Consider the following 24,352-nt stretch of genomic DNA (forward strand, 5'->3'; position numbering starts at 1 on the left):
CTATCGCTCGCGCCCGCGGGCGCTCGCTGCTTGAGCTAGTTTTAGTGCGCTATGCTCGAGTCGCGGACGCTCGCGGCTTGAGCGCCGAAGCGCGCTGGCTCCTACTTGATGGCGCCGGATGCGCACCGCAAGGCTTCAGTTCAGGCGCATCCGCACCCGGTCCATGCGGGCGCGATGGGCGTCGGCGGGGCCGTCGAGGGCGCGGGCGCGCGACAGGGCCTCCAGAGCCCCGGTCAGGGCGCCCTGCTTCTCGCGGGCGGCGGCGACGTCCAGCCAGGGGCGGTGATCCTCGGGGTCCAGCAGGGCGCGGCGCAGGGCCGAACGCTCGGCCCCCTGATAGTCCTCGACCATCAGGGCGCGAGTGAACAGGACGTTCTGCAGACGGATCAGGGCCTGACGATCGCTGACGGGGGCCATCAGCAGGTCCAGCCGATCGGCCACGTGCGGGGTCAACCCGGCCAGCAGGGCGCGGCGCGTCAGCTCGCTGGGCAGGACCAGCCGGCCCTGGCTGAAGGGGTCCAGCGCCACCGGCCCCTCGGGCGTCTCGACCCGCAGCAGGATATGGCCGGGGAAGTCCACCGCCGCCGCCTTCAGCCCCGCCCGGCGCGCCGCGTCGAGGTAGAAGACCACCAGGGCCGCCGACAGGCCGCGCCGCCGCTCGGCGACGTCGATGACGTCGGTGTTGCCGGGATGGTCGTAGTTCAGCAGGTCGCCGTTCAGCCGCAGGTCCGAGGCCATGGTCTCGGCCAGGGCGTCGTCGGGGCCTTCGTTCGCCGCGCGCTCCTTGACCCTCTGGGCGGCCTGATCGGCCAGCAGGCGGGCCGGCTCAGGATCACGGAATGGATAGTCGTGAATGGCGCAGGCGATGGCGCATTCGAGCAGCGGAAAGCCGTCGTTGTCGGCGGCTCCCGCCTGGGTCAGAATGATCTCGGCGTCCTCGCGGGTCACGCGATGTCCGTTCCTGTGGTCGTCACCCCGCGAAGATGACGCGGAAAGCGTCCGGGTGCCAGCGCCACCATATCAATCCTCAGCGTCAGCCCCTGCAGCGAGGGTCGGCTGCGGGCCACGGCCGCGCCGGCGGCGGCCAGACGCCCGTGTTGTTCCGGCCCCAGGGCCAGGAGGGCGGCCTCGATCGTGCGGCGTCGCTTGACCTCGACCACCGCCAGGGTGCGGCCGCGCCGAGCCAGGATGTCGATCTCGCCGCCGCGCCCCTTCAGGCGGAAGGCCAGGATCTGATAGCCCTTGAGCATCAGCCAGACGGCGGCGGTCCATTCGGCCCCGTGGCCCTCGCGATGCGAGCGTCCGCCCAGCGCCTGACGCCAGCCCGCTTTGGGCTGACGCGGCGACGGCGGCGGCCGCAGACGGGGCTTCACCCCCGGCCCTGCAGTTCCAGCGCCCGCTTGTAGAGCGGCTTGCGCGGCAGGTTCAGCGCCTTGGACACCTCGGCGGCGGCCTCGCCCGGCGGCAGACGGGTCAGGGCCTCGGCCAGGGCCGCGTCGGCGTCGGCGGCGCTGGCGACCTCGGCCTCGCCGGGACCGACGACGACGACGATCTCGCCCTTGGGCGCGTCGCAGCGGGGGTCGGCCGCCAGTTCGGACAGGGTCCCGCGCACGGCTTCTTCATAGAGCTTGGTCAGCTCGCGGGTGACGGCGGCGGGACGGTCGCCGAGGACCTCGGCCATGTCGGTCAGGCTGTCCTTCAGGCGCGGACCGCTCTCGAAGAAGACCAGGGTCTGACGCCCGGTGCGCAGTTCCTCCAGCATGGTCTTTCGCGCCCCCGACTTCGGCGGAAGGAAGCCGGCGAACATCACCCGGTCGGCGGGCTGCCCCGCCAGGCAGAGGGCGGCCAGCAGGCTGGAGGCGCCAGGAATGGGATGGACCGGCAGGCCCTCATTGATGGCGGCGCGGGCCACGACATAGCCGGGGTCGGACACCAGGGGCGTGCCGGCGTCCGAGACCAGGGCCACCACCTCGCCGGCCTTCAGACGCTCGACCGCGATCTCGGCGGCCCGCGCCGAGGCGTGGTCGTCGCAGCGTTCCAGCTTGGCGCGCAGGCCATAGGCGGTCAGCAGCTTGGCCGTGACGCGGGTGTCCTCGGCCAGGACCAGGTCGGCGGCGGCCAGAACGTCCAGCGCCCTCAGGGTCATGTCCCGCAGATTGCCGATGGGCGTGGCCACCAGATAGAGGCCCGGCGCGACGGAGCGCGCGGGCGGGGCGGTCGGCGGGAATAGGGAGGCGTCTGAAGACATGCCCCATCCTAGTGGGCGTCACCCCGTCATGAAACCCGCCAGTTCCGGAAACCCGGTTCAGATTGGGGGGCTCATGTGTCCAAGCGACGCAGAGACCGCCAAGCTTAGGAAACCCGCCCCATGTCCAAGTCCACCGCCATCGTCCTCGTCCACGGCTTCTGGGGCGGCGCCGCCCACTGGGCCAAGGTCATCACGGAGCTGAGCCGGCGCGGCTACACCTCCCTGCACGCCGTGGAAGCGGTCGCGGCGATCTGATCTAGGTCAGAAGCGTCCGCAGAACGGCGTCCAGCACCGGACGTCCGGACGCCGTCGCTGCGACCCGACCCTGATGCAGGGTCAGGAAACCGTCGGCCAGCAGGTCGGCCAGAGGCCCCGCCTGATCCGACAGGCCCAGGGTCTGCAGGGTGGTCAGAGACACCCCCTCCACGGTTCGCAGCCCCAGCAGCACCCGCTCCTCGGCGGCGCCCAGCGGGTCCAGCGTCTCTTGCTCGGTCCAGGGCGTCCCGGCGGCGACGCCCGCCGCATAGTCGGCGATGCGGCGGTGGGCGACGGTGGCGGTGCGGCCGCCCGCCAGGGTCAACCGCCCGTGGGCGCCGGGGCCGAGGCCCAGGTAGTCGCCGCCGCGCCAGACATGCAGGTTATGGCTGGACCGAGCCGCCGCGTCGCGGGCGTGGTTGGACACCTCATAGGCCTCGAACCCGGCGGCCTCGAGCACGGTCTGGGTGGCCTCATAGAGTTCGGCGGCCAGATCCTCGTCGGGCGGAGTCAGGGCCCCGCGCGCGAAGGCCCGGCCAAAGGCCGTCGTCGGCTCGATGGTCAACTGATAGGGCGAGACGTGCTCGAACCCCAGGTCGAGCGCCGTGGTCAGCTCCGCCGTCCAGTCGGCCACCGACTGCCCCGGCCGGGCGTAGATCAGATCGATGGACAGGCGCGGGAAGGCGCGTCCCGCCGTCTCGACCGCCCGCCGGGCCTCCGCGGCAGAATGATCGCGGCCGAGAAATTTCAGCGCGGCGTCGTCAAACGACTGCACCCCCATAGACAGGCGGTTGATCCCGGCGGCGGCCAGTTCGGCGTAGCGGCCCGCCTCGGCGTCGGTGGGGTTGGCCTCCAGCGTGATCTCTATGTCTCCCACCGGAGGAAACAGGGCCTTGGCCCGCGCGATCACCGCCGCCACGGCCTCGGGCGGCATCAGGGACGGCGTGCCGCCGCCGAAGAAGATCGAGGCCAGACGGCGCGGGCCGACCAGGCGGCTCTGCGCCTCCATGTCGGCCAGGATGGCTTCGACCAGACCCGCCTGTTCCTCGACCCGGCCCCGGTCGCGCACGACGTTGAAGTCGCAATAGGGGCAGATCCGGGCGCAGTAGGGCCAGTGGATATATAGAGCCAGCGCCCCTGACAGCGCGTCAGTCAATCAGCGCCGCCTTGAGCCGGGCGAAGGCCCGGGCGCGGTGGCTGATGGCGTCCTTCTCCACCGGGTCCATCTCGCCGAAGGTCAGATCCGAGCCTTCCGGCCGGAAGATGGGGTCATAGCCGAAACCCCGGTCGCCGCGCGGCGGGAAGACCAGGTCGCCGTCGATGCGCCCCTCGACCACCACGCAGGGGCCGTCGGGCCAGGCCACCGCAAGCGCAGACGTGAACCAGGCGCGGTGGTCCCCCAAAGATCCCGAGACGCCGACCTCTTCCAGCCGCTCCTCGACCTTCTTCATGGCCAGGGCGAAGTCCTTGCCCGGTCCGGCCCAGCGCGCCGAGAAGACGCCCGGCGCCCCGTCGAGCGCCGCGACCGACAGGCCGGAATCGTCGGCCAGGGCCACCTCGCCCGAGGCCTCGGCCGCGTGGCGGGCCTTCAGCATGGCGTTGCCGACGAAAGTGCTCTCGGTCTCGTCCGGTTCGGGCAGGTTGAGACTGCCGGCCGTGACGATCCTGTAATTTCCGTCCAGCAAGGCTTCGATCTCGCGCGCCTTGCCCGGATTGTGGGTCGCGGCCACCAGCCGCATCCCCTTGATCAGCTTGAGATTCATCAGGCCACCTTAGTCCCGTCCGATGCATTGCGGAAGTTTAACATCGTTAAACGATATGTAACGTGATTTTCGAGAGGGCATGGCGCATCTTCAATCTCAAGAACGGGGGTCGCACCGTTCAAACGAAGCGAACAAGACGCAACGTTCACCCAGCGACGCCACAGAAACGCACGAAAATCGTGCAACAACGGAGAGATACGATGCAAGCGATGAAAACCTCGATCTGGATGGACCGCGTCGGCCACGGCTTCTTCAACGCCCTTCTGCTGGCCGCCCTGCCGACCGCCGCCGTCGCCCTGGTGATCCAGAGCCTGTGATCTCGCTCTGGATCGCAAGGGGGCTTTGACGATCAGCATGAACACCGCGAAGAATAGCGCCGCGTGAGGGTTCGCCGGACCCCGCGCGGCGATCGCCGCCTGAACGACCGGCCTGAGACCTGACTTCATGCACCTCCCGAAACTGGCTTCCATCGGGATTCGTGCGCCGCGCCTGACCGGCGCCAACCTGCGCACCCCCAATCTCAGGACTCTCGGCCCGGGCTCCGTCTCCAGCCTGCTGAAGATCGCGCTGGACGTCGCCTATGTCCTGCTGGCCCTGATCACCGGCGTGCTGCTGCTGCTCTGGGTCGCCTCCATCTTCATTCCCATCGACCATCTGAACGTGACGGTGAGCGACGGCTCCGACGGCCGTCAGATGCCGCTGACCCGCCCGCTGCTGCTGTTCGGCCTGGGCGCCGTGACCGCCTATTTCGGCGGCTTCCTGATGATCCTGCGCGGCCTGAGAAAGATCTTCCGCACCCTGACCCTGGGCGATCCCTTCCAACCCGACAACGTGCGCCGCCTGCGCCAGATCGGCCTGATCCTGGCCGTCGTCACCGGCGGCGTCTGGCTGGCGCAGGGCCTTGTGGCCGCCCGCCTGGCCCCCGGCGTCATGGAGCCGCAAGGCGTCAGCGACCTGCTCACCCCCGTCTTCTCCATCCTCGTCGTCTTCGTCCTGGCGGAGGTCTTCCGCGAAGGCGCCCGCCTGCGCCGCGAATCCGAACTGACGATCTGACTTCGAAACGCTAAGCTCACCTCATGGCCATCCGCGTCCAACTCGACCGCATCCTCGCCGAACGGCGCATGTCGCTGACGGAGCTCGCCGACCGCGTCGGCGTGACCGTGGCCAACCTGTCGATCCTCAAGACCGGCAAGGCGCGGGCCGTGCGCTTCTCGACCCTGGACGCCCTGTGCCGCGAACTGGACTGCCAGCCGGGCGACCTGCTGGCCCATGAGCCGGGTCCAGGCGACGCCTTCGACGACGCCGAGGACTGAGGTGGCCAGAAAAGGCCCGCCGACGTCTTCCGACGACGACAAGCGCATCTGGGCCCGCGTCACCGGGACGGTGACGCCGCCCGCGCGCCGCAAGGCCGCCCGCGTCACCCCCGGCGCCGTCCTGCCCGATCCGGAAGCTCCGCCCGTCGCCGCCAGGCCCGCGCGCGGCGTCCCCGGCAAGAAGCGCAGCGCGCCGGATCAGACCCCGACCTTCGAGGCCCTGGGCCTCGTCGCCCCCGCCCAGCCGACGCCGGCCCGCGCCCGGCCCACGCCTGAAGAGCTGGAGCCGCGCCGCCAACGCCGCCTGTCGCGTGAACGCGACCCCATCGAGGCCCGCATCGACCTGCACGGCTTCGGCCGCTTCGAGGCCGAGGACCAACTTCGGGGCTTCCTGATCGGCTGCCAGGCGCGCGGCCTGCGCTCGGTTCTGGTCATCACCGGGCAGGGACGACGCGGCGGCGGGGTGATCCGCGGTTCGGTGCACGACTGGCTGACCGGACCGCATCTGCGCGGCGTGGTGTCGGGCTTCGCCTCGGCCCACCGCCGTCACGGCGGCGACGGGGCCCTCTACGTCACGCTGAAACCGCGCGGCTGACGGCGACTACCCTTGGGCGTTGCGGATCGCCGCCGCTCCAGCGACCGGCGCGATGACCATGGCGAACAGGACATAGGCGCTCAATAGGGCCAGGGCCGACGACGGATCGCCGCCCCCCGCCGCCCGCGTCAGGGCGCCGGCGCCGAACACCACCGGGGGAATGAACAGCGGCAACACCACCACCGCGATCAGCAGGCCGCCCCGCTTCGCGCCCAGAGCCAGGGCTGCGCCCAAGGCTCCAGTGAAGGCGAAGCCCAGACCGCCGATGGCCGCCGCCAGCGCCGTCAGACCGATCAGATGGGCCGGTTGGCCCAGGGCCAGAGCCGCGACCGGGGCCGCCAGCGCCAGCGGAAGACCCGTCGCCAGCCATTGGGCCAGGGCCTTGATCGCCACCGTCGCCTCCAGCGGCACAGGGCCGAGCGCCAGCAGGTCCAGGGCTCCGTCCTCCAGATCGCGCTCGAACAGACGCTCCAGCGACAGCAGCGAGGCCAGGGCCAGGGCCATCCAACTGGCGCCCGAGGCCGCCGGGGCCAGGACCCGCGGATCGCCGCCCGCCGCCAGGGGCAGGATGGCGGTCAGGCACAGCATGAAGCCGCAGGCCAGCAGAGGCCCGCCGCCGCCCCCCCACGCCAGCGACAGCTCGCGGCCGAACAGGACCCGCACGGCCCTCATGCGAGCGCCCCGAGGTCGAGACTGCGCGCCGCAACGGGCAGGGGGTCGTGCACCGCCGCCAGGATCATGCCGCCGCTCGCCAGATGCCCCGCCATCAGCTCGGCCGCCACCGCCCGCCAACGCTCGTCCAGCGGGGCCAGGGGTTCGTCCAGCAGCCACAGGGCGCGCGGCGCCGCGGCCAGCCGGGCCAGGGACAGGCGGCGCTTCTGGCCGGCCGACAGCTTGCGCGTCTCCAGATCCAGCAGCGGGGCCAGCGACAACCGCGCCGTCGCCGCTTGGCGCGCGGCGTCGGTCCCGCCCAGCCATTCGGTCTGAAAGTCGAACTCCTGACGCGCCGTCCGCGTCGGCTTCAGCCCTTCGAGGTGGCCCAGCAGATGAACGCCGTCGCGCCGCGCCGTCTCCGGCTCCAGCGCCTCGCCGTCCGCGCCCGAGAATGTGATCGCGCCGGAATCCGGCCGGATGAAGCCCGCCACGGCCCGCAGCAGACTGGTCTTGCCCGCCCCGTTGGCCCCGGTCAGGGCCACGGCCTCGCCCGCCGAAAGGCGCAACGACAGGCCCCGGAACAGAACGCGCTCGCCGCGCGACAGGCTCAGGTCCCGAATGTCGACCGTCTTCAGCATGGCCCCGCCGATTTGCGAACCTCTCTCAATGTCCACGACCGTGTTGTGGATACATGGACGGCCCCTGCGCACAGGACTATACCGCCAAGCGCCGCAGCAGGCTTTCGCCGCGCGCGCCGGAGACCTGTGAGCCCCGGCGTCCAGCGCGCGAAGGCGCAACCGAATTGTCGGGCGGCGTTAGTCAGAGGACCCTCTCCATGCCGTCGATTGACAGCCTCAAGACCCGTCAAGACCTTTCGGTCGGGCGCAAGAAGTACGCCTATTACAGCCTTCCCGCCGCCGAGGAAGCCGGTCTGGCCGGGATTTCCCGTCTGCCGCGCTCGATGAAGGTCCTGCTGGAGAACCTGCTGCGCAACGAAGACGGCGTCTCGGTCACTGAAGACGACCTGACGGCCGTCGCCGCATGGATCGAGAACAAGGGCGCCGTCGAGCACGAGATCGCCTTCCGTCCGGCTCGCGTCCTGATGCAGGACTTCACCGGCGTTCCCGCCGTCGTCGACCTGGCCGCCATGCGCGACGCCATGGCCAAGCTGGGCGCCGACGCCGCCAAGATCAACCCGCTGGTCCCCGTCGACCTGGTCATCGACCACTCGGTCATGGTCGACCACTTCGGCACCGCCAAGGCCTTCGCCGAGAACGTCGAGCGCGAGTATGAGCGCAACATCGAGCGTTACAACTTCCTGCGCTGGGGCTCGTCGGCCTTCAACAACTTCCGCGTCGTGCCGCCCGGCACCGGCATCTGCCACCAGGTGAACCTGGAGAACCTGGCCCAGACCGTCTGGACCCTGGACGAAGGCAAGAAGACCGTCGCCTATCCCGACACCGTCGTCGGCACCGACAGCCACACCACCATGATTAACGGCCTGGCCGTCCTGGGCTGGGGCGTCGGCGGCATCGAGGCCGAGGCGGCCATGCTGGGCCAGCCGATCCCCATGCTGATCCCCGAAGTCATCGGCTTCAAGCTGACCGGCAAGCTGCCGGAAGGCGCGACGGCGACCGACCTGGTGCTGACCGTCACCCAGATGCTGCGCAAGAAGGGCGTGGTCGGCAAGTTCGTGGAATTCTTCGGCGACGCCCTGCCGAACATGACCATCGAGGATCAGGCCACCATCGCCAACATGGCCCCGGAATACGGCGCCACCTGCGGCTTCTTCCCGGTGTCGCAGGCCACCATCGACTATCTGACGGCCACGGGCCGCGACAAGGCGCGCGTCGCCCTGGTCGAGGCCTACGCCAAGGCCCAAGGGCTGTGGATCGACGACGCCTCGGAAGACCCGGTCTTCTCCGACGTACTGGAGCTGGACATCTCGACGGTCGTGCCGTCGCTGGCCGGTCCCAAGCGTCCGCAGGACCGCGTTGAGCTGACCACCGCCGCCCCGTCGTTTGAAACCGCCCTGGCCGACGTCTTCGGCCGCCCGACCGACGCCGAGCGCGTGGCCGTCGAAGGCGAGAAGTTCACCGTCGGCGACGGCGACGTGGTCATCGCCGCCATCACCTCGTGCACCAACACCTCCAACCCCAGCGTCCTGATCGCCGCCGGTCTGGTGGCGCGCAAGGCCCACGCCCTGGGTCTGAAGGTCAAGCCCTGGGTCAAGACCTCGCTGGCCCCCGGCTCGCAGGTCGTCACCGACTACCTGACCGACGCCGGCCTCCAGAAGGATCTGGACGCCATGGGCTTCAACCTGGTCGGCTACGGCTGCACCACCTGCATCGGCAACTCGGGCCCGCTGGACCCAGCCATCTCGAAGGCGATCAACGACAACGGCCTGGTCGCGACCTCGGTCCTGTCGGGCAACCGCAACTTCGAAGGCCGCGTGAACCCCGACGTCCAGGCCAACTACCTGGCCTCGCCGCCGCTGGTCGTGGCCTACGCCATCGCCGGTTCGATGCGCATCGACATCACCAAGGACCCGATCGGTCAGGACAAGAAGGGCAATGACGTCTTCCTGAAGGACGTGTGGCCGACCTCGCAAGAGATCGCCGACATCCAGAAGAAGTCCGTCACCCCGGCCATGTTCGCCAAGCGTTACAAGGACGTCTTCAAGGGCGACAAGCACTGGCAGGCCATCAAGGTCACGGGCGGCCAGACCTATGAGTGGGACGACAAGTCGACCTACGTCGCCAACCCGCCCTACTTCGAGGGCCTGTCGATGGAGCCGGCCCCGGTCAGCGACATCGTGGAAGCCCGCATCCTGGGCATCTTCGGCGACTCGATCACCACCGACCACATCAGCCCGGCCGGTTCGATCAAGAAGGCCTCGCCCGCGGGGGTCTATCTGACCAACCACGGCGTCGACCCCCTGGACTTCAACAGCTACGGCGCCCGCCGCGGCAACCACGAAGTCATGATGCGCGGCACCTTCGCCAACATCCGCATCCGCAACAAGATCACCCCGGACATCGAGGGCGGCGTCACCAAGCACTTCCCGTCGGGCGACGTCATGTCGATCTATGACGCGGCCATGCGCTACCAGTCGGAAGGCCGTCCTCTGGTCGTCTTCGCCGGCAAGGAATACGGCACCGGCTCGTCGCGCGACTGGGCGGCCAAGGGCACCCGCCTGCTGGGCGTCCGCGCCGTCATCGCCGAAAGCTATGAGCGCATCCACCGCTCCAACCTGGTCGGCATGGGCGTGGTGCCGCTGCAGTTCAAGCAGGACGGCTGGGCCAAGCTGGGCCTGACCGGCGAAGAGATCGTCACCATCCGTGGCCTGACCGACGCCAACATCGGCAAGCTGAAGCCGCGTCAGGACCTGTGGGTCGAGATGTTCCGTCCGTCGGACGGCAAGATGGCCCGCTTCCCGGTCCGCTGCCGCATCGATAACCAGACCGAGCTGGACTACTTCAAGGCCGGCGGCGTCATGCCCTACGTCCTGCGCAACCTGGCCCGCGGCGACGAGAAGTAAGGTCTCAAGCAGCGCGAAAGCGCGTTAGACCAATCAGAATGAAGGCCGGCGGAACGATCCGCCGGCCTTTTTTCATGGCCTTTCGCGACGAGACGTTCAGCCTCGCGTGGCGTTGTGCGGGCCGGGCCGGCGCGGATTGCGGCCGAAGGCGGCGTCGCACAGGGCGCGGCCGAACTCCTCGGACACCATCATCTGGCGGTCCCCCAGGACGCCGATCACGCGGCCGCCCGCCTGGGTGCCGACCTCGATCGGATAACGACCGACGATCTGACCGCCCCGCGCCGGATCGACCAGCTCGGCCGTCGCCCGCAGCCGGTGCACGCCCTCGCCGCGCAGCAGCACCTCCAGCCGTCCGGCGCGATCCACCTCCTCGACGTGGACCCGCAGCTGCAGGGGATAGGTTCCGTAGGCGCAGCCCCTCAGCTCCTCCTGCACCTCATCGACGAAGGTGTCGGCGAAGTCGCTCTTGGCGTTCACCCAGTCGCTCGACATGACCACGGATGTGACCTGGGCCGTCTCCATCAGTCCCGACGGCAGGTCCAGCGGCCCGCCGCCCTGGACCACCGGCGCGCAGGCGGCGGTCAGGGTGCTGAAGCCCAGCAAGGCTCCCCCCAGTATTCCTCTTTTCATCGCGTCTCTCCCTTTTGGAGAGCATTCAGGCCTTGGACGATGAACGCCCGCTGAACCGCGATATGCGGAAGATTAAATCGCCGTAAGGCTCAGTCGAGCTTGAGGGCTTCGGCCAGAAGCCGGGCTTCGGCGGCGCGGCTGGAGCCGGTGCGCCAGGCGACGACGATCTCGCGGCGGGGGGCGTCGGCGGAGATGGGGCGGACGACGACGCCGGGGTTGTCGGCGAGGCCTGCGGTCACCGCCATCTGCGGCAGGAAACTGACGCCCAGCCCGGCGGACACCATCTGCACCAGGGTATGCAGGGAGGTGGCGGCGAAGACGTCCTCGCCGCGCGGGGCCTCGATATTGACGGCGGCCAGGGCCTGATCGCGCAGGCAGTGGCCGTCCTCCAGCAGGATCAGGTCATCGGATTTGAGCATCCCCTCGGGGATGGGGCCCAGACCGGCCAGGGCATGGCCGACTGGGGCGGCGGCCAGAATCTCGTCGTCGCCGATGCGGGCGTGGTCGATGCCGGGCGCGTCGTAGGGCAGGGCGATGACGGCGGCGTCCAGTTGGCCCGCCTTCAGCCCGGCGATCAGGCGCGGGGTCAGGTCCTCGCGGATAAAGAGGCGCAGGGCCGGATACTGGTCGCGCAGACCGGGCAGGGCGCGGGGCAGCAGGAAGGGGGCGACGGTGGGGATGACGCCCAGGCGGAACCGGCCGGACAGGGGCTTGCCGGCGTTGCGCGCCGCCTCGACCAGATCCTCGGTGCGGGCCAGGACGTCTTCGGCGCGCTTGACGGCCTCGGCGCCGACGGCGGTCAGTTGCACCGCGCCGCGCGTGCGCTCGACCACCGGCGCGCCCAGGATCTTCTCCAGTTCCTGCACCCCCGCCGACAGGGCCGGCTGGCTGACGTGGGCGGCCTCGGCGGCGCGGCTGAAGGAGGCGTGCTCGGCCAGGAGCTTGAGATAGTGGAGCTGTCGCAGGGTGGGGAGCATCCGCCCCACATAGGCGCGCCCTATGGTGTTTTCAAAGACAATCGAAGCCATTGATGAAGGAAGACGCCGCGAGCGACCGGCCCGCGGCGCTTCTTGCCCCTAGTTCAGGTCGAACCGGTCGGCGTTCATCACCTTGGTCCAGGCCGCGACGAAGTCCCTGACGAACTTCTCGCCCGCATCGGCCGAGGCATAGACCTCGGACAGGGCGCGCAGCTGGGCGTTGGAGCCGAACACCAGGTCGGTGCGGGTGGCGGTCCAGCGGGGCTCGCCGGTCAGGCGATCCGCGCCGACGAAGGTTTCGTCGCCCTCGCCGTCGACCTGTTTCCAGCCGGTCTTCATGTCCAGCAGGTTGACGAAGAAGTCGTTGGTCAGCTGGCCCGGACGGTCGGTGAAGACGCCGTGCTTGGACCCGCCATGGTTGGCGCCCAGAACCCGCAGGCCGCCGACCAGAACCGTCATCTCGGGCGCCGTCAGACCCAGCAACTGAGCCCGGTCGATCAGAAGCTCCTCGGTCGGAACGTTGAAACGCACCTGCAGATAGTTGCGGAAGCCGTCGGCGCGGGGCTCCAGCACCTTGAAGCCGTCCACGTCGGTCTGGTCCTGCGAGGCGTCGGTGCGGCCGGGCGTGAAGGGGACCGCCACGTCGTGACCGGCCGCCTTGATCGCCTGCTCGATCCCGACCACGCCGCCCAGGACGATCAGGTCGGCGATGGAGACGTTCAGGCTGAGGCCGCCCTTGATGTCCTCATAGACCTTCAACACCCGGGCCAGCCTGGCCGGCTCGTTGACGTCCCAGTCCTTTTGCGGGGCCAGACGCAGGCGCCCGCCGTTGGCGCCGCCGCGGTAGTCCGAGCCGCGGAAGGTCACGGCCGCGGCCCAGGCCGTCGACACCAGATCGGCGACCGACAGGCCGGACGCCGCGATGATGTCCTTCAGCACCTTAATGTCGGCGTCCGACAGCGCCGGTCCGGTGTGCGCCGGAACGGGGTCCTGCCAGATCAGGTCCTCGGCCGGGACGTCGGGGCCGAGATAGCGGGCCTTGGGCCCCATGTCGCGGTGGGTCAGCTTGAACCAGGCGCGGGCGAACTGGTCGCCGAAATAGGCGGGATCGGCGCGGAACCGCTCCATGATGGGGCGATAGATCGGGTCCACCTTGAAGGCCATGTCGGCGGTCGTCATCATCGTCGGCACGCGCTTGCCGGGCGTATGGGCGGCCGGGGCCAGGGTCTCCGCCGGATTGCCCACCGGCTGCCACTGCTTGGCGCCCGCCGGGCTGCGGACCAGCTCGTAGTCATGGTCCAGCAGCATGTCGAAATAGGTCATGTCCCAGGTGATCGGCGTGGGGGTCCAGGCGCCTTCGATGCCCGAGGTGATGGTGTCGTCGCCAATGCCGCTGGCGTGGCCCGAGATCCAGCCCAGGCCCTGCTGGGCGATGTCGGCGCCCTCGGGACTGACGCCGACCTTGGAGGCGTCGCCGGCGCCGTGGGCCTTGCCGAAGGTGTGACCGCCGGCGGTCAGGGCGGCGGTCTCCTCGTCGTTCATGCCCATGCGGGCGAAGGTCTCGCGGATGTCGCGGGCCGAGGCCAGGGCTTCGGGCACGCCGCCGGGGCCTTCCGGGTTCACATAGATCAGACCCATCTGGATGGCCGCCAGCGGCTCCTCCAGCACCATGCCCTTATCGGGCTGGATGCGGGTCTGGTTGTTCTCGTCGCCGACCCAGTTTTCTTCCGTGCCCCAGTAGACGTCCTTCTCGGGCTCCCAGACGTCGGCGCGGCCGCCGCCGAAGCCGAAGACCGGCCCGCCCATCGACTCGATGGCGACATTGCCGGCCAGGATCATCAGGTCGGCCCAGCTGAGCTTTGCCCCATACTTCTGCTTGATCGGCCACAGCAGGCGGCGCGCCTTGTCGAGGTTGCCGTTGTCCGGCCAGGAGTTGAGCGGGGCGAACCTTTGCTGGCCGGCGCCGGCGCCGCCGCGGCCGTCTCCGGTGCGATAGGTGCCGGCCGAGTGCCAGGCCATGCGGATGAAGAAGGGGCCGTAGTGCCCGTAGTCCGCCGGCCACCAGGGCTGGCTGTCGGTCATCAGGGCGGTCAGGTCGCGCTTGACCGCCGCCAGGTCCAGCGACTTGAAGGCCTCGGCGTAGTCGAAGTCGTCGCCCATCGGATCGCCCGACTTGCCCTGCTGATGCAGGATGTCCATCGCGATCTGATTGGGCCACCAGTCGCGGTTGGTGCGCCCCAGAAGCGAGCGCAGCGCGGCCGGCTCCTTCCTGGGATCGTGAAGAGGGGTGGGGCCGCCTGCTTGTCCGTCCATGACTTTCCTCCTGCCTGGTCGATTATGCGCGAGCCTACGCCCGGTTCGTCTCCGAAGGAAAATCGATAAACTTTGAGTTCGTCAGCAAGAAAATTTATAGTCGCTGCGCGCAGCCGCGCTGGACGGGCGACCGACCTGCATAATAAAAATCTATTCGTGATCGTGAAATCATCGATTTGACTTCCTGGCCCTCACCCCCCATCTGAGCCCCAACGGCGATGCGCCTCCCTTGCGTCGCCGCATGTCTTATATTGTCAGAATGGAGCTCCACTATGCTGGGCGTCGGTCAAAAACTGCCTGAATTCAAGATCACTGGCGTGAAGCCGGGCTTCAACGACCATGAAGAAAACGGCGTCTCGGCGTTTGAAACGCTGACGCAGGACAGCTTTGACGGCAAGTGGAAGGTCATCTTCTTCTACCCGAAGGACTTCACCTTCGTCTGCCCGACCGAAATCGCCGCCTTCGCCAAGCTGGGCAAGGACTTTGAAGACCGCGACACCGTGGTGCTCGGCGGTTCGACCGATAACGAATTCGTCAAGCTGGCTTGGCGCCGCGACCACGCCGACCTGAACAAGCTGCCGATCTGGCAGTTCGCCGACACCGGCGGCAAGCTGGCCCGCGACCTGGGCATCCTGGACGAAGAAAACGGCGTCGCCCTGCGCGCCACCTTCGTCGTGGACCCGCACAACATCGTCCAGCACGTCTACGTCACCAACCTGAACGTCGGCCGTTCGCCGGAAGACACCCTGCGCGTCGTCGATGCTCTGCAGACCGACGAGCTGTGCGCCTGCAACCGCCCGGTCGGCGGCGAGACCCTGGCCGCTTAAGTACTGGCCAAGGAAGGCCCGGACCGCGTTCGTATGGGTTCGGGCCGCCCCTCTTGAAGAGGCGGCGGCGGGCGACTGTCGCCGCCTTTTTCATGCCTGCCGCCCGCCCCCGTATCCGACCCTGACGGCGTGCGTCGGCAGCCCCTATATTGTATCCGGCGCAAGCGGCGCCGTTGAGCAGAAGGAAGTCCCCATGTCCCTCGACGCCCTGCGCGACCTCATCCCGGCCTACGGCAAGGACATCTCGCTGAACCTGTCCTCGCTGGCCAATGAGACGGTGCTGAACGACCAGCAGAAGTGGGGCTGCTTCCTGGCCTCGGCCCACGCCATCGGCGTCGCCCCGGCGGTCAAGCTGATCGAGGCCCAGGCTGCGACCGTGCTGTCGCCCGAGGCGATGAACGCCGCCAAGGCCGCCGCCGCCATCATGGGCATGAACAACATCTACTACCGCTCGCTGCACCTGATGAAAAACAACGAGTACACCACCCTGCCGGCCAAGCTGCGCATGAACGTGATCGCCAATCCGGGCGTCGACAAGCTGGACTTCGAGCTGTGGTCCACCGCCGTCTCGGCCATCAACGGCTGCGGCGCCTGCATCGACGCCCACGAGGGCGAACTGCGCAAGCACGGCGTGCCGAACGTCCAGGTTCAGGCCGCCCTGCGCATCGGCGCCGTGGTCCACGCCGCCAGCCGCATCCTCGCTTCGGAAGCGGCGCTGGCCGGTTGATCCGCGCGGATCATCAGCAAGCCAAAAGGCGCGGAGCGATCCGCGCCTTTTTCATATCCGGCGGAAGGCGGTCTAGTCCTTGTCGCCGCCCGCCGCGGCGGCCATCTCGCGCATCATGTCCAGGATCAGCTTCTGCTGACGCACCGACAGTTGCGGGGCCAGGCGGCCGATCTCGATGGTCTGACGCGTCGCCGGGAAGTCGTGCTCGAAGGGCGCCGCCTCATCCTCGGCCATGCCGGGCCGGGGCGCGGTCAGCCCCTCGAAGAAGTAGCTGATATCGACCTTGAAGAAGCGGGCGATGTCCCAAAGCTTGGACGCCGAGATACGGTTGGCGCCCTTTTCGTATTTCTGGATCTGCTGGAAGGTCAGACCGAGGGCGCGGCCCAGGTCGCTTTGATTATAGCCGAGCGCGATCCGCTTTTCGCAGACCCGCCGTCCGACGTGACGGTCCACCGGATGGGGACCGTCCTCTGCAGAGCCTCTGACCATGCGTCCGCTCTCGTCCATATCAACGCCTGAGCTCAATTGTTCCGAAATGCGCCGGATAGCCAGCACTGTCATCATAATTCGCGCGCAAGGCGTGCGCTCGGGTCCGGGCGGATCCGCCTAGCCGTCGTCTTCGGTTTTCAGGGCGCGGATGACGGCCAGGGCGGTGCGCTGACGCGCTTCCGACAGGTCGCGCGCCGCCGCGCCGATACGCTGCACCAGCGTGCCCCTGCCTTCCTGCGGCGACGCCTGGTCCGCGGTGTCGCTCCAGACGGCGCCGGGAGCCTCCATGCCGCGCAAGGTATGCGGCCCGGTCTCGACGACCGCCGCCGAAACGCCCTTCGCCGCCGCGAAGGGTTGATCCCTGAACACTGCGGCGACGTCGATGTTCAGCGCCTCGCAGAACTGCCACAGTCGGGCCGCCGGCACGCGGTTCGCCCCGCTTTCATGGCGGCCCCACTGGTTGGTCGAGATGTCCAGCATGCGCGCCATGTCGGCCTGACTCAGGCCGCGGTTCTCTCGGATGAGGCGAAGCCGCGCGCCCAGAGGCACGTCTATATGACGCGTGCGCCTGCGATCCTCCTCCTCCCCCGCCGTCATGCCCGGCCCCGGCGGCGGAGGGGCCCGCCGCCCGCCAGCATCAGGACCAGCAGGACGCCGAACAGGCCGTCGCCCCAGCGGCCATAGAGGGTCGGCGCCGCGGGTTCCGGCAGGCGCACGTCGACGACGCCGGCATGGCCGGGGTCCAGCCGCTTGCCGTCCACGACCCGGCCCCAGGGGTCGATCATGGCCGAGACGCCGGTGGGGGTGGCCCGAGCGATGGGCAGGCCGGTCTCGATGGCGCGATAGCTGGCCAGGTTCAGGTGCTGGCGCGGACCGGAGGTGGCGCCGAACCAGGCGTCGTTGGAGACATTGACGATCCAGGCCGGGCGGGCGTCGCCGCTGGCCGGGGTGAAGCCGGGATAGAGGCTTTCGTAGCAGATCAGCGGCTGGACGTTCGGCGCATTGACCAGACTGATCGGCGCCGGCTTGGCCCCTGCGCTGAAGTCGGCGGGCACGTGCACCAGGCTGCGCACGCCGATCTGGCTCATCAACCGGCCCAGGGGCAGGTATTCGCCGAAGGGCACCAGCCGGTGCTTGTCATAGATGGCGCCGATCCGCATCCCCGCCGCGCCTTCGTCGTGCAGGGCGAACAGGCTGTTGAAGTAGCGCGCGCCGCCCTCGGCGGTCGGGTCAGCCTCGCCCCGGCTGAGGCCCATAAGCAGGGTCTGACCCTTCTGGAGGGCGCCGGCGATGGCCTGGCCGTCGGGCGAGTTGAAGACGTCGTTGGCCGTGGCGGGCAGGGCGCCCTCGGGCCAGATCACCACGTCGGGCAGGGCCGCCCCCTTCTGAGCGGTCAGGGCCACGTAGCGGTCGACGATGGCCTGATAGGCCTCGGGCGACCATTTGGATTCCTGCGGAATGTCGGCCTGCACCAGACGCACCAGTGTCGGGCCGTCGATGCGCTCGGCCGAGGACAGGCGCAGGGTTCCGAACGCGAACAGGCCCGCCAGCCCGGCGACGCCCAGACCGGCCGCGATCAGACGCGAACGACGCGGCCCCGTATCCGCAAGAAGACCCAGGGCCGAAACGGCCGCCAGCGTCACCAGCCCCAGACCATAGACCCCCGCCACCGAGGCGAACTGCGACATGGCCGAACCTGCGCGCCAGCTGGCCCCCGTGGGGTTCCAGGGGAAGCCGGTCAGGACATGGCCGCGCAGCCATTCCAGCAAGGCGAACAGAGCGGCGAACAGCAGAACGCGCCGCACGCCCTGCGGGGCGAACCGACGGTAGAGGGCCGTGGCCGTGCCGAAGAACAACCCCAACCCCATGGGCAGCAGGCTGGCGGCGAAGGGCGCCATCCAGGCCTGATCCTTGTTGACCAGAAAGGCCTCGGCCACCCACCAGCAGCCGATGAAGAAGTAGGCGAACCCCGCCAGCCAGCCGACCCAGAAACCGCCCTTGACCGTGCGCGATCGCTCGGCCAGCAGCATCAGCAGCGGATAGCCCAGCAGGCCCGGCAGAATCCCGAACGGGGGATGGGCCAAGGCCGCGCCGGCGCCGGCCAGCAGGGCCAGAGCGATCCTGCTCCAGCGGTTCGTCAGCACGCCCCCCCAAAGGGCCGACACACGCTGGTTCATGCAGTCGCCTCATGTTCGGCTTGATAGGGGTCGGCGACGCCGAGCGCGGCAAGAATCTCGCGCTCCTCGGCCTCCATCTCCTCGGCCTCGGCCTCGGCCTCGTGGTCGCGGCCCAGCAGGTGCAGCACCCCGTGGACGACCAGATGGCTCAGATGGTCGGACAGGCTCTTGCCCTGGGTCTCAGCCTCGGCGGCGCAATAGGCGTAGCCCAGCACCACGTCGCCCAGATGCGGAAAGGCGCTTTCGGCCGCGGGGAAGGACAGGACGTTGGTCGGCCGGTCCCTGTCGCGGAAGCGGGCGTTCAGGTCCTGCACCCCAGCGTCATCGGTCAGCAACACGACCAGGTCGCCCTCCACCGCGCCCAGCGCCGCCGCCGCCGCGCGCATCACGGTAGCCTCAGCGTCAGGCAGGGCGGCGGTCCAGGCCGCGTCCTCGACTTCGATCTCGATCATCAGTCTTCGTCCTCGAGGTCGGGCAGCGGACGGTTCCGCGCCGCATCGGCGTCATAAGCGCGCACGATGCGCTCGACCATGGCGTGGCGCACCACGTCCTCGGCCTTGAAGGCCTGAACCCCGACCCCCTTCACGTCCTGCAGGATGCGCAGGGCGTGGCGCAGGCCGGAGTCGCGCGGGTTCAACAGGTCGATCTGCGACGGGTCGCCCGTCACCACCATGCGCGCGCCCTCGCCCAGACGGGTCAGCACCATCTTCATCTGCAGCCGTGAGGTGTTCTGCGCCTCGTCGACGATGATGAAGGCGTGGCTGAGCGTGCGCCCGCGCATGAAGGCGATGGGGGCGGCTTCGATCTCGCCCTTCTCGCGGCGGCGGCGCACGTCCTCGACGCCGAGAATGTCATTCAGCGACTCCCAGATCGGGGCCAGATAGGGATCGACCTTCTCGTTCAGGTCGCCCGGCAGGAAGCCCAGCTTCTCCCCCGCCTCGACCGCCGGGCGGGTGATGACCAGCCGGTCCACCTGTCCGCGCCGCAGCAGGGAGGCGCCATAGGCCGCCGCCAGGAAGGTCTTGCCCGTGCCCGCCGGACCGACGCCGAAGGTCAGTTCGCACCGGCTGAGCAGGTCCAGATACTGGGCCTGGGCCGCCGTCTTGGGCGCGATGGCGCCGCGTCGACCGACGGGCAGGGCGACGGCGTCCGGCACGACCCGGCCGTGATCCGGTCGCGGCTGCGACACGGCGGCCCCGAGGGCCATCCGCACGTCGGCCTCGGTGATCTCGGCGCCCGCATCAGCCCGCTTGGCCAGGGTCTCGACGACGCGCTTGGCCTGGGCCCGGTCCCGCGCCGAGCCGTTGATCGACACCCCGCCGCCCGGCGCCTCGACCAGCACCTTGAAGGCGTCCTCGATCAGGGCGACGTGGCGGCTGTTGGGACCGATCACGGCCCGCAAGGCCTGATCGCTCAGGGACAGGAATTCGGACTCTCGCGCCATCAAGGCTCCATCTTTGTTGCTCTAGCGCCCCGCTCGCGGAGCAAGGCTGCTTGAGAGCGTTTTAGGATCCCTAGCGCCTCGCTCGCGGAGCGAGGCTGCTTGAGGGAGCATTCTCTTGCGTCCCTAACGCCTCGTCCAGCGGGACGAGGCTGCTTGAGGGACAGGTTACGCCGTCTCGCATGGAAGGCGAGGCGCTATATGGGGTCTCAATCGGCCAGGCGCCCGTTCAGGCTGTTCTGGGCGCCGCTGAGGATCTCGACCGGAACGATCTGGCCCAGCAAATGATCCGCCCCCTCGACGTGGACGGCCTGCAGATAGGGCGACCGGCCGATGGCCTGACCGGCGTAGCGCCCCTTCTTCTCGAACAGGACGTTCAGGGTCTTGCCCGCCTGGGCGGCGTTGAAGGCGGTCTGCTGTTCGAACAAAAGCGCCTGAAGCCGCTGCAGCCGCTCCAGCCCGACCTTCTCCTCGATCTGGCCCGGCATGGCAGCGGCCGGCGTGCCGGGACGCGGCGAATAGACGAAGCTGAAGGCGCCCGCATAGGTCACTTGCCGCACCAGATCGAGGGTGTCCTCGAAGTCGCGATCCGTCTCGCCGGGGAAGCCGACGATGAAGTCCCCGGCGATGGCCATGTCCGGCCGCGCCTCGCGGATGCGGGCGATCAGGTCGATGTATTTCTGGCGGCCATGCTTGCGGTTCATCAGCCGCAATACCCGGTCCGACCCGGCCTGCACCGGCAGGTGCAGATAGGGCATCAGGGCGTCCAGATCGGCGTGAGCCTGGATCAGGTCGTCGCTCATGTCGTTGGCGTGGCTGGTCGTGTAGCGGATGCGGTCCAGACCGGGGATCTCGGCCAGGGCGTAGGCCAGACGGGCCAGGGTGAAGGGCTTTCCGTCCGGTCCCTCGCCGTCATAGGCGTTGACGTTCTGCCCCAGCAAAGTGACCTCGCGCACGCCCCGGTCGGCCAGGGCGCGGGCCTCGGCCAGCACCGCCGCCACGGGCCGCGACCATTCGGCGCCGCGCGTATAGGGAACGACGCAGAAGGTGCAGAACTTGTCGCAGCCCTCCTGCACCGTCAGGAAGGCGGTCGGGCCGTCGCCGCCGCGCGTCCTGATCATCTCCGGCGTCAGGGCGTCGAACTTCTCATGCGGAGCGAAGTCGGCGCCGATGCGCTCGCCGCGCGCCCGCGCCGTGCGGGTCAGCAGCTCCGGCAGCTGGTGGTAGGCCTGGGGCCCGACCACCAGGTCGACCGCCGGCTGGCGCTTCATGATCTCCTCGCCCTCGGCCTGGGCGACGCAGCCGGCCACCGCGATGGTCATGCCGCCGTCGCCGCGCGCCAGCTTGCGCTCGCGCATCTGCTTCAGCTTGCCCAGTTCGGAATAGACCTTCTCGGCGGCCCGTTCGCGGATGTGGCAGGTGTTCAGAATGACGAAGTCGGCGCCCTCGGGCGCGTCGGTCGGCGCATAGCCCAGCGGGCGCAGGACGTCGGCCATGCGCTCGCTGTCATAGACGTTCATCTGACAGCCGTAGGTCTTGATGAACAGGCGTTTGGGCGCGGCCGCCTGGGCCTCGCCATCCGCCTTTTCCAGGGGCTTTTCGAGCGTGTCGGTCATGCCCGGCTTATGATCGCCCAAACCGGCGACGGCAAGGCGAGCCAGACGCCGCGAACAGCCTCAGCTGTCGGCCGCTTCCGGTTCGACCCGCGCGGCGTGGCGCTTGTAGATCAGGCCTTCGCGTTCGATCGGCTCGGCGCCGGGAATGGCGTGGCCGTAGAGCTCCAGCTTGTGGCCGACCAGTTCGAAGCCCAGACGCTTGGCGATCTCGGTCTTCAGGCGCTCGATCTCGGCGTCGAAGAACTCGATGACCTCGCCGGTCTTGGTGTCGATCAGGTGGTCATGGTGATCGTCGCCGGCCTCTTCATAGCGGCTGCGGCCGTCGCCGAAGTCGTGCTTCTCGACGACGCCCGCCTCTTCGAACAGGCGCACGGTGCGATAGACGGTGGCGATCGAGATGTGCGGGTCGATGGCCGAGGCGCGGCGATAAAGCTCCTCGACGTCAGGGTGATCCTCGGCCTGCGACAGGACGCGGGCGATCACGCGCCGCTGCTCGGTCATACGCATGCCGCGGTCGGCGCAGAGTTTTTCGATCCGTTCCATGGGCCGGAAGATAGGCTGAGCCGTCGCCTTATGGAAGCTTTCGAGAAAAGTTCAGCGCCAGCACCAGGGCGTCCTCGCGGCTTCCGTCCGCACGCGCATAATATCCGCGCCGACGCCCAGCCTCATTGAAACCGGCGCGGGCGTAGAGGGCTCGGGCGGCGATATTGCCCTCGGCTACTTCGAGGAACATGCGCTCGGCCCCCAGCGCCGCCGCGCGGACCACGGCGGCCTCGACCAGGCGTCGGCCCAGGCCGCCGCGTCGGGCGGACGGCCGCACGGCCAGGGTCAGGATCTCGGCCTCGTCGGCGACGACGCGGATCAGGATGAAGCCGTCATCTTCCGCCACCGCAAAGACGCCGGGCGAGGCCAACAGGGCCGACAGGGAAGCCGCGTCCCACGGCGCGTCGAAGGCCTCGGCGTGGATCGCGGCGAGCGTATCAGTCACGATGTCGCAGGCGGGCGCGGCTGCCCCGGCAGACGGCTGGGCGGGACAGCGTCGGGCGCCCGCAAATAGAGGGGCTGGGGCGGGTGCGCCGCCGGATCGACCACGGCGGTCATATAGGCCAGGGCCTCGGGCGAGGGGGCGGGCAGGCGGGCGAGGATGGCCGCGCCCAGACGTTCAGGGAAGGCTTCGGCCAGGACCGGACCGCCCGAGCCGACCAGGATGGGCGGCGCCCCGGCGGCGGCGTGGAAGATGCGATCCGCCGCCGTCTCCAGCGACAGAGCCTCAGGTCCGCCCAGCGGACGGCCGTCGCGGAACAGGCGCACATAGACCTGGCCCCGGCGGGCGTCGATGACGGCGGCGACCAGGCCCGCGGGCTTGATTGAAACCGCCAGGCCGTCCAGCGTCGACAGGCCAAGCACCGGCCGGTCCAGCGCCGCGCCCAGGCCCTGGGCGAAGGCCAGGCCGACCCGCAGGCCGGTGAAGGAGCCCGGCCCGACGGTGACGCCGATCCGGTCCAGCGCCTCGAAGCCGCCTCCGGCTTCCTTGGCCGCATCGGCCACGGCGTCGCGGACCATGCCGGCCAGCCGCTCCTGATGGCCCTTGGCCATCAGTTCGGAACGCACGCCCAGCAGACGCCCGTCCTCGACCACGCAGGCCGTACAGGCGCCCAGCGCCGTATCCACGATCAGAACTCTCATCGCGGCCTTCCTATCGCCGCCGTCAGGCCGAGGCCAGCGCCGCGACCACGCGCGTCACCGCCCGGCGCAGCGTCGGGTCGCTGATGCGGGGAAAGGCCTCGGCCAGCAACCGCCCATCCGACGTCGCGGTCAGGGCCGACAGGCCCGCGACCGGATCGGCCGCCTCGGCCCGCGCGGGAAAGAAGTCGGCCACCGAACAGCCCAAAGCCGTCGCCACCTGATGCAGGCGCGAAGCCGAGACGCGGTTGGCGCCCTTTTCGTACTTCTGCACCTGCTGGAAGCTGACGCCCAGCTCCGCCGCCAGGGCCGTCTGCGACAGGCCCAGGGCGGAACGGCGGGCCGCCATCCTCAGGCCCACGGCGGCGTCGATGTCCTGAGTGCGGCGAGGCATGGGCGGCGTCTCCCTGACAATGGCGACGCCAAGGTTTCACATGGAACAATGAAACACAACTGTTTCGTTTCATCAGTCATCCAGTCGGGCGACCACCGCCGCGACGGACCGGGCGCTGGACCGGGGTATCCGCTCGATCGTCAGCAGGGCGCCGGCGCCGCGCACCACCAGCTCCGCCTCGTCCGACCGCACATAGAGACGCGCGCGCAGGCTTCCGTCGTCCATCTCGATGACGCAGCCCTGATCGCGGCGCGGCCAGCGGCCCGGGACATATTCCAGCACCGTCCCGGCCGCCGCCCAGGGCGCCAGGTCGTCGGTCGACAGCTGCAGCCGCCGCCGCTCGCCGACAGGCGCAGCTTCAAAAACGCGGCCGCGCGCCTCAACCCCGCCAGCGGGCGGTTTCGGAGATGAAACAGGGACGGGGGCGGCGCCGACCAGAAGCGCGAGATCCTCGGGCGTGGCGTCCAGGGCGGCGGTCAGACGGCGCTGCACGTCGGGCCGGAACAGGCCGGGCCGCTTGCCGGCCTCATACAGACCCCAGCCCTGGCTGGTCATGCCGATCCTCTGACCGGCCTCGGCCTGGCTCAGGCCGCGTTCGCGGCGCAGGGCGGACAGGGCTTCGCCGAGGGCGCGCCCCTCGGCTCCGGCGTCATCATCGGATGTGAAACGGGCCATGCGGCGATCATGCCCCACGGCCCGTTCGGACGAT

Annotated in this window: 28 protein-coding genes; 7 read left to right on the forward strand and 21 right to left on the reverse strand. The window is 69.3% G+C overall.

The features are described 5' to 3' along the window. Positions 1-135: 135 nt before the first annotated feature. From VGE49_RS08570 to rsmI, 3 genes are read right to left on the reverse strand one after another with little or no spacing between them, the layout of a single operon-like run. Entirely contained in the window at positions 136-948 is an 813-nt protein-coding gene (locus tag VGE49_RS08570; protein WP_331034139.1) for a SirB1 family protein, read from the reverse strand. Further along, a complete protein-coding gene (locus VGE49_RS08575) occupies positions 945-1,373 on the reverse strand; it encodes a YraN family protein (protein ID WP_331034140.1) in 429 nt (142 codons plus the stop codon). Before VGE49_RS08575 ends, VGE49_RS08570 begins: the two co-directional genes overlap by 4 nt. Beyond that, positions 1,370-2,248 carry a 16S rRNA (cytidine(1402)-2'-O)-methyltransferase gene (gene rsmI / locus VGE49_RS08580; protein ID WP_331034141.1) on the reverse strand — a complete coding sequence of 293 codons (879 nt, stop codon included), beginning with the start codon at positions 2,246-2,248 and terminating at the stop codon, positions 1,370-1,372. Before rsmI ends, VGE49_RS08575 begins: the two co-directional genes overlap by 4 nt. A gap of 120 nt (positions 2,249-2,368) precedes the next feature. Between rsmI and VGE49_RS08585 the strand changes: the two genes are divergently transcribed. Continuing rightward, positions 2,369-2,503 (forward strand): hypothetical protein, encoded by a 135-nt coding sequence (locus VGE49_RS08585; protein ID WP_331034142.1) that lies wholly within the window; start codon positions 2,369-2,371, stop codon positions 2,501-2,503. 1 nt (position 2,504) lies between these two features. Here VGE49_RS08585 and hemW read toward each other — a convergent pair whose 3' ends face one another. Beyond that, complete coding sequence (gene hemW, locus VGE49_RS08590; RefSeq protein WP_331034143.1) at positions 2,505-3,659, reverse strand: radical SAM family heme chaperone HemW; 1,155 nt, start codon at positions 3,657-3,659, stop codon at positions 2,505-2,507. Next, positions 3,652-4,266: an RdgB/HAM1 family non-canonical purine NTP pyrophosphatase gene (gene rdgB, locus VGE49_RS08595; RefSeq protein ID WP_331034144.1), complete on the reverse strand. Its 615-nt coding sequence runs from the start codon at positions 4,264-4,266 to the stop codon at positions 3,652-3,654. The genes hemW and rdgB overlap by 8 nt, the downstream gene beginning before the upstream one ends. Before the next feature lie 444 nt (positions 4,267-4,710). Here rdgB and VGE49_RS08600 point away from each other — a divergent pair, with 444 nt between their 5' ends. The 3 genes from VGE49_RS08600 to VGE49_RS08610 are packed head-to-tail and all read left to right on the forward strand — an operon-like array spanning position 4,711 to position 6,174. Further along, positions 4,711-5,319 (forward strand): DUF2975 domain-containing protein, encoded by a 609-nt coding sequence (locus VGE49_RS08600; RefSeq protein ID WP_331034145.1) that lies wholly within the window; start codon positions 4,711-4,713, stop codon positions 5,317-5,319. Between the two features lie 23 nt (positions 5,320-5,342). Continuing rightward, complete coding sequence (locus tag VGE49_RS08605; RefSeq protein ID WP_331034146.1) at positions 5,343-5,579, forward strand: helix-turn-helix domain-containing protein; 237 nt, start codon at positions 5,343-5,345, stop codon at positions 5,577-5,579. A gap of 1 nt (position 5,580) precedes the next feature. Beyond that, positions 5,581-6,174 carry a Smr/MutS family protein gene (locus tag VGE49_RS08610; protein WP_331034147.1) on the forward strand — a complete coding sequence of 198 codons (594 nt, stop codon included), beginning with the start codon at positions 5,581-5,583 and terminating at the stop codon, positions 6,172-6,174. 6 nt (positions 6,175-6,180) lie between these two features. On the opposite strand, the gene ccmB is transcribed toward VGE49_RS08610, so the two are convergent. Further along, a complete protein-coding gene (ccmB, locus tag VGE49_RS08615; RefSeq protein WP_331034148.1) occupies positions 6,181-6,846 on the reverse strand; it encodes a heme exporter protein CcmB in 666 nt (221 codons plus the stop codon). Continuing rightward, on the reverse strand, positions 6,843-7,466 hold the full coding sequence (gene ccmA / locus VGE49_RS08620) for a heme ABC exporter ATP-binding protein CcmA (RefSeq protein ID WP_331034149.1): 624 nt from the start codon (positions 7,464-7,466) through the stop codon (positions 6,843-6,845). Before ccmA ends, ccmB begins: the two co-directional genes overlap by 4 nt. Before the next feature lie 197 nt (positions 7,467-7,663). Here ccmA and acnA point away from each other — a divergent pair, with 197 nt between their 5' ends. After that, positions 7,664-10,369 carry an aconitate hydratase AcnA gene (gene acnA / locus VGE49_RS08625; RefSeq protein ID WP_331034150.1) on the forward strand — a complete coding sequence of 902 codons (2,706 nt, stop codon included), beginning with the start codon at positions 7,664-7,666 and terminating at the stop codon, positions 10,367-10,369. A gap of 96 nt (positions 10,370-10,465) precedes the next feature. On the opposite strand, the gene VGE49_RS08630 is transcribed toward acnA, so the two are convergent. The 3 genes from VGE49_RS08630 to katG all read right to left on the reverse strand — a co-directional run bounded on the left by VGE49_RS08630 (position 10,466) and on the right by katG (position 14,289). Further along, the gene (locus VGE49_RS08630) at positions 10,466-10,999 is read right to left on the reverse strand and encodes a hypothetical protein (protein WP_331034151.1); all 534 of its coding nucleotides are present in this window, start codon (positions 10,997-10,999) and stop codon (positions 10,466-10,468) included. 89 nt (positions 11,000-11,088) lie between these two features. Further along, positions 11,089-11,976 (reverse strand): hydrogen peroxide-inducible genes activator, encoded by an 888-nt coding sequence (locus tag VGE49_RS08635; RefSeq protein ID WP_331034152.1) that lies wholly within the window; start codon positions 11,974-11,976, stop codon positions 11,089-11,091. Positions 11,977-12,075: 99 nt separating this feature from the next. Next, positions 12,076-14,289 (reverse strand): catalase/peroxidase HPI, encoded by a 2,214-nt coding sequence (gene katG / locus VGE49_RS08640; RefSeq protein WP_331034153.1) that lies wholly within the window; start codon positions 14,287-14,289, stop codon positions 12,076-12,078. A gap of 272 nt (positions 14,290-14,561) precedes the next feature. On the opposite strand from katG, the gene VGE49_RS08645 reads away from it, so the two are divergent. Together VGE49_RS08645 and ahpD are read left to right on the forward strand one after the other, a co-directional pair. Further along, positions 14,562-15,116, forward strand: coding sequence for a peroxiredoxin (locus tag VGE49_RS08645; RefSeq protein ID WP_331034154.1), 555 nt, complete (start codon positions 14,562-14,564; stop codon positions 15,114-15,116). 193 nt (positions 15,117-15,309) lie between these two features. Beyond that, complete coding sequence (ahpD, locus tag VGE49_RS08650) at positions 15,310-15,843, forward strand: alkylhydroperoxidase, AhpD family (RefSeq protein WP_331034155.1); 534 nt, start codon at positions 15,310-15,312, stop codon at positions 15,841-15,843. A gap of 72 nt (positions 15,844-15,915) precedes the next feature. On the opposite strand, the gene VGE49_RS08655 is transcribed toward ahpD, so the two are convergent. The 11 genes from VGE49_RS08655 to VGE49_RS08705 all read right to left on the reverse strand — a co-directional run. Beyond that, positions 15,916-16,332 carry a helix-turn-helix domain-containing protein gene (locus tag VGE49_RS08655; protein ID WP_331034156.1) on the reverse strand — a complete coding sequence of 139 codons (417 nt, stop codon included), beginning with the start codon at positions 16,330-16,332 and terminating at the stop codon, positions 15,916-15,918. Positions 16,333-16,449: 117 nt separating this feature from the next. After that, on the reverse strand, positions 16,450-16,929 hold the full coding sequence (locus VGE49_RS08660) for a helix-turn-helix domain-containing protein (protein ID WP_331034157.1): 480 nt from the start codon (positions 16,927-16,929) through the stop codon (positions 16,450-16,452). After that, on the reverse strand, positions 16,926-18,509 hold the full coding sequence (gene lnt / locus VGE49_RS08665) for an apolipoprotein N-acyltransferase (RefSeq protein ID WP_331034158.1): 1,584 nt from the start codon (positions 18,507-18,509) through the stop codon (positions 16,926-16,928). Before lnt ends, VGE49_RS08660 begins: the two co-directional genes overlap by 4 nt. After that, on the reverse strand, positions 18,506-18,961 hold the full coding sequence (gene ybeY / locus VGE49_RS08670) for an rRNA maturation RNase YbeY (RefSeq protein ID WP_331034159.1): 456 nt from the start codon (positions 18,959-18,961) through the stop codon (positions 18,506-18,508). Before ybeY ends, lnt begins: the two co-directional genes overlap by 4 nt. Further along, a complete protein-coding gene (locus VGE49_RS08675; RefSeq protein ID WP_331034160.1) occupies positions 18,961-19,953 on the reverse strand; it encodes a PhoH family protein in 993 nt (330 codons plus the stop codon). The genes ybeY and VGE49_RS08675 overlap by 1 nt, the downstream gene beginning before the upstream one ends. A gap of 206 nt (positions 19,954-20,159) precedes the next feature. Next, complete coding sequence (gene miaB / locus VGE49_RS08680; RefSeq protein WP_331034161.1) at positions 20,160-21,566, reverse strand: tRNA (N6-isopentenyl adenosine(37)-C2)-methylthiotransferase MiaB; 1,407 nt, start codon at positions 21,564-21,566, stop codon at positions 20,160-20,162. A gap of 60 nt (positions 21,567-21,626) precedes the next feature. After that, positions 21,627-22,109 carry a Fur family transcriptional regulator gene (locus VGE49_RS08685; RefSeq protein WP_331034162.1) on the reverse strand — a complete coding sequence of 161 codons (483 nt, stop codon included), beginning with the start codon at positions 22,107-22,109 and terminating at the stop codon, positions 21,627-21,629. 28 nt (positions 22,110-22,137) lie between these two features. Then, the gene (rimI, locus tag VGE49_RS08690) at positions 22,138-22,554 is read right to left on the reverse strand and encodes a ribosomal protein S18-alanine N-acetyltransferase (protein WP_331034163.1); all 417 of its coding nucleotides are present in this window, start codon (positions 22,552-22,554) and stop codon (positions 22,138-22,140) included. Next, entirely contained in the window at positions 22,551-23,252 is a 702-nt protein-coding gene (gene tsaB, locus VGE49_RS08695; protein WP_331034164.1) for a tRNA (adenosine(37)-N6)-threonylcarbamoyltransferase complex dimerization subunit type 1 TsaB, read from the reverse strand. Before tsaB ends, rimI begins: the two co-directional genes overlap by 4 nt. 22 nt (positions 23,253-23,274) lie before the next feature. Beyond that, positions 23,275-23,643 carry a helix-turn-helix domain-containing protein gene (locus VGE49_RS08700; protein WP_331034165.1) on the reverse strand — a complete coding sequence of 123 codons (369 nt, stop codon included), beginning with the start codon at positions 23,641-23,643 and terminating at the stop codon, positions 23,275-23,277. A gap of 72 nt (positions 23,644-23,715) precedes the next feature. Beyond that, a partial coding sequence (locus VGE49_RS08705; RefSeq protein ID WP_331034166.1) for a helix-turn-helix transcriptional regulator occupies positions 23,716-24,352 on the reverse strand: 637 nt, incomplete at its 5' end.

Origin of the sequence: Brevundimonas sp., from assembly GCF_036405315.1 — a bacterium.
GTDB lineage: Bacteria > Pseudomonadota > Alphaproteobacteria > Caulobacterales > Caulobacteraceae > Brevundimonas.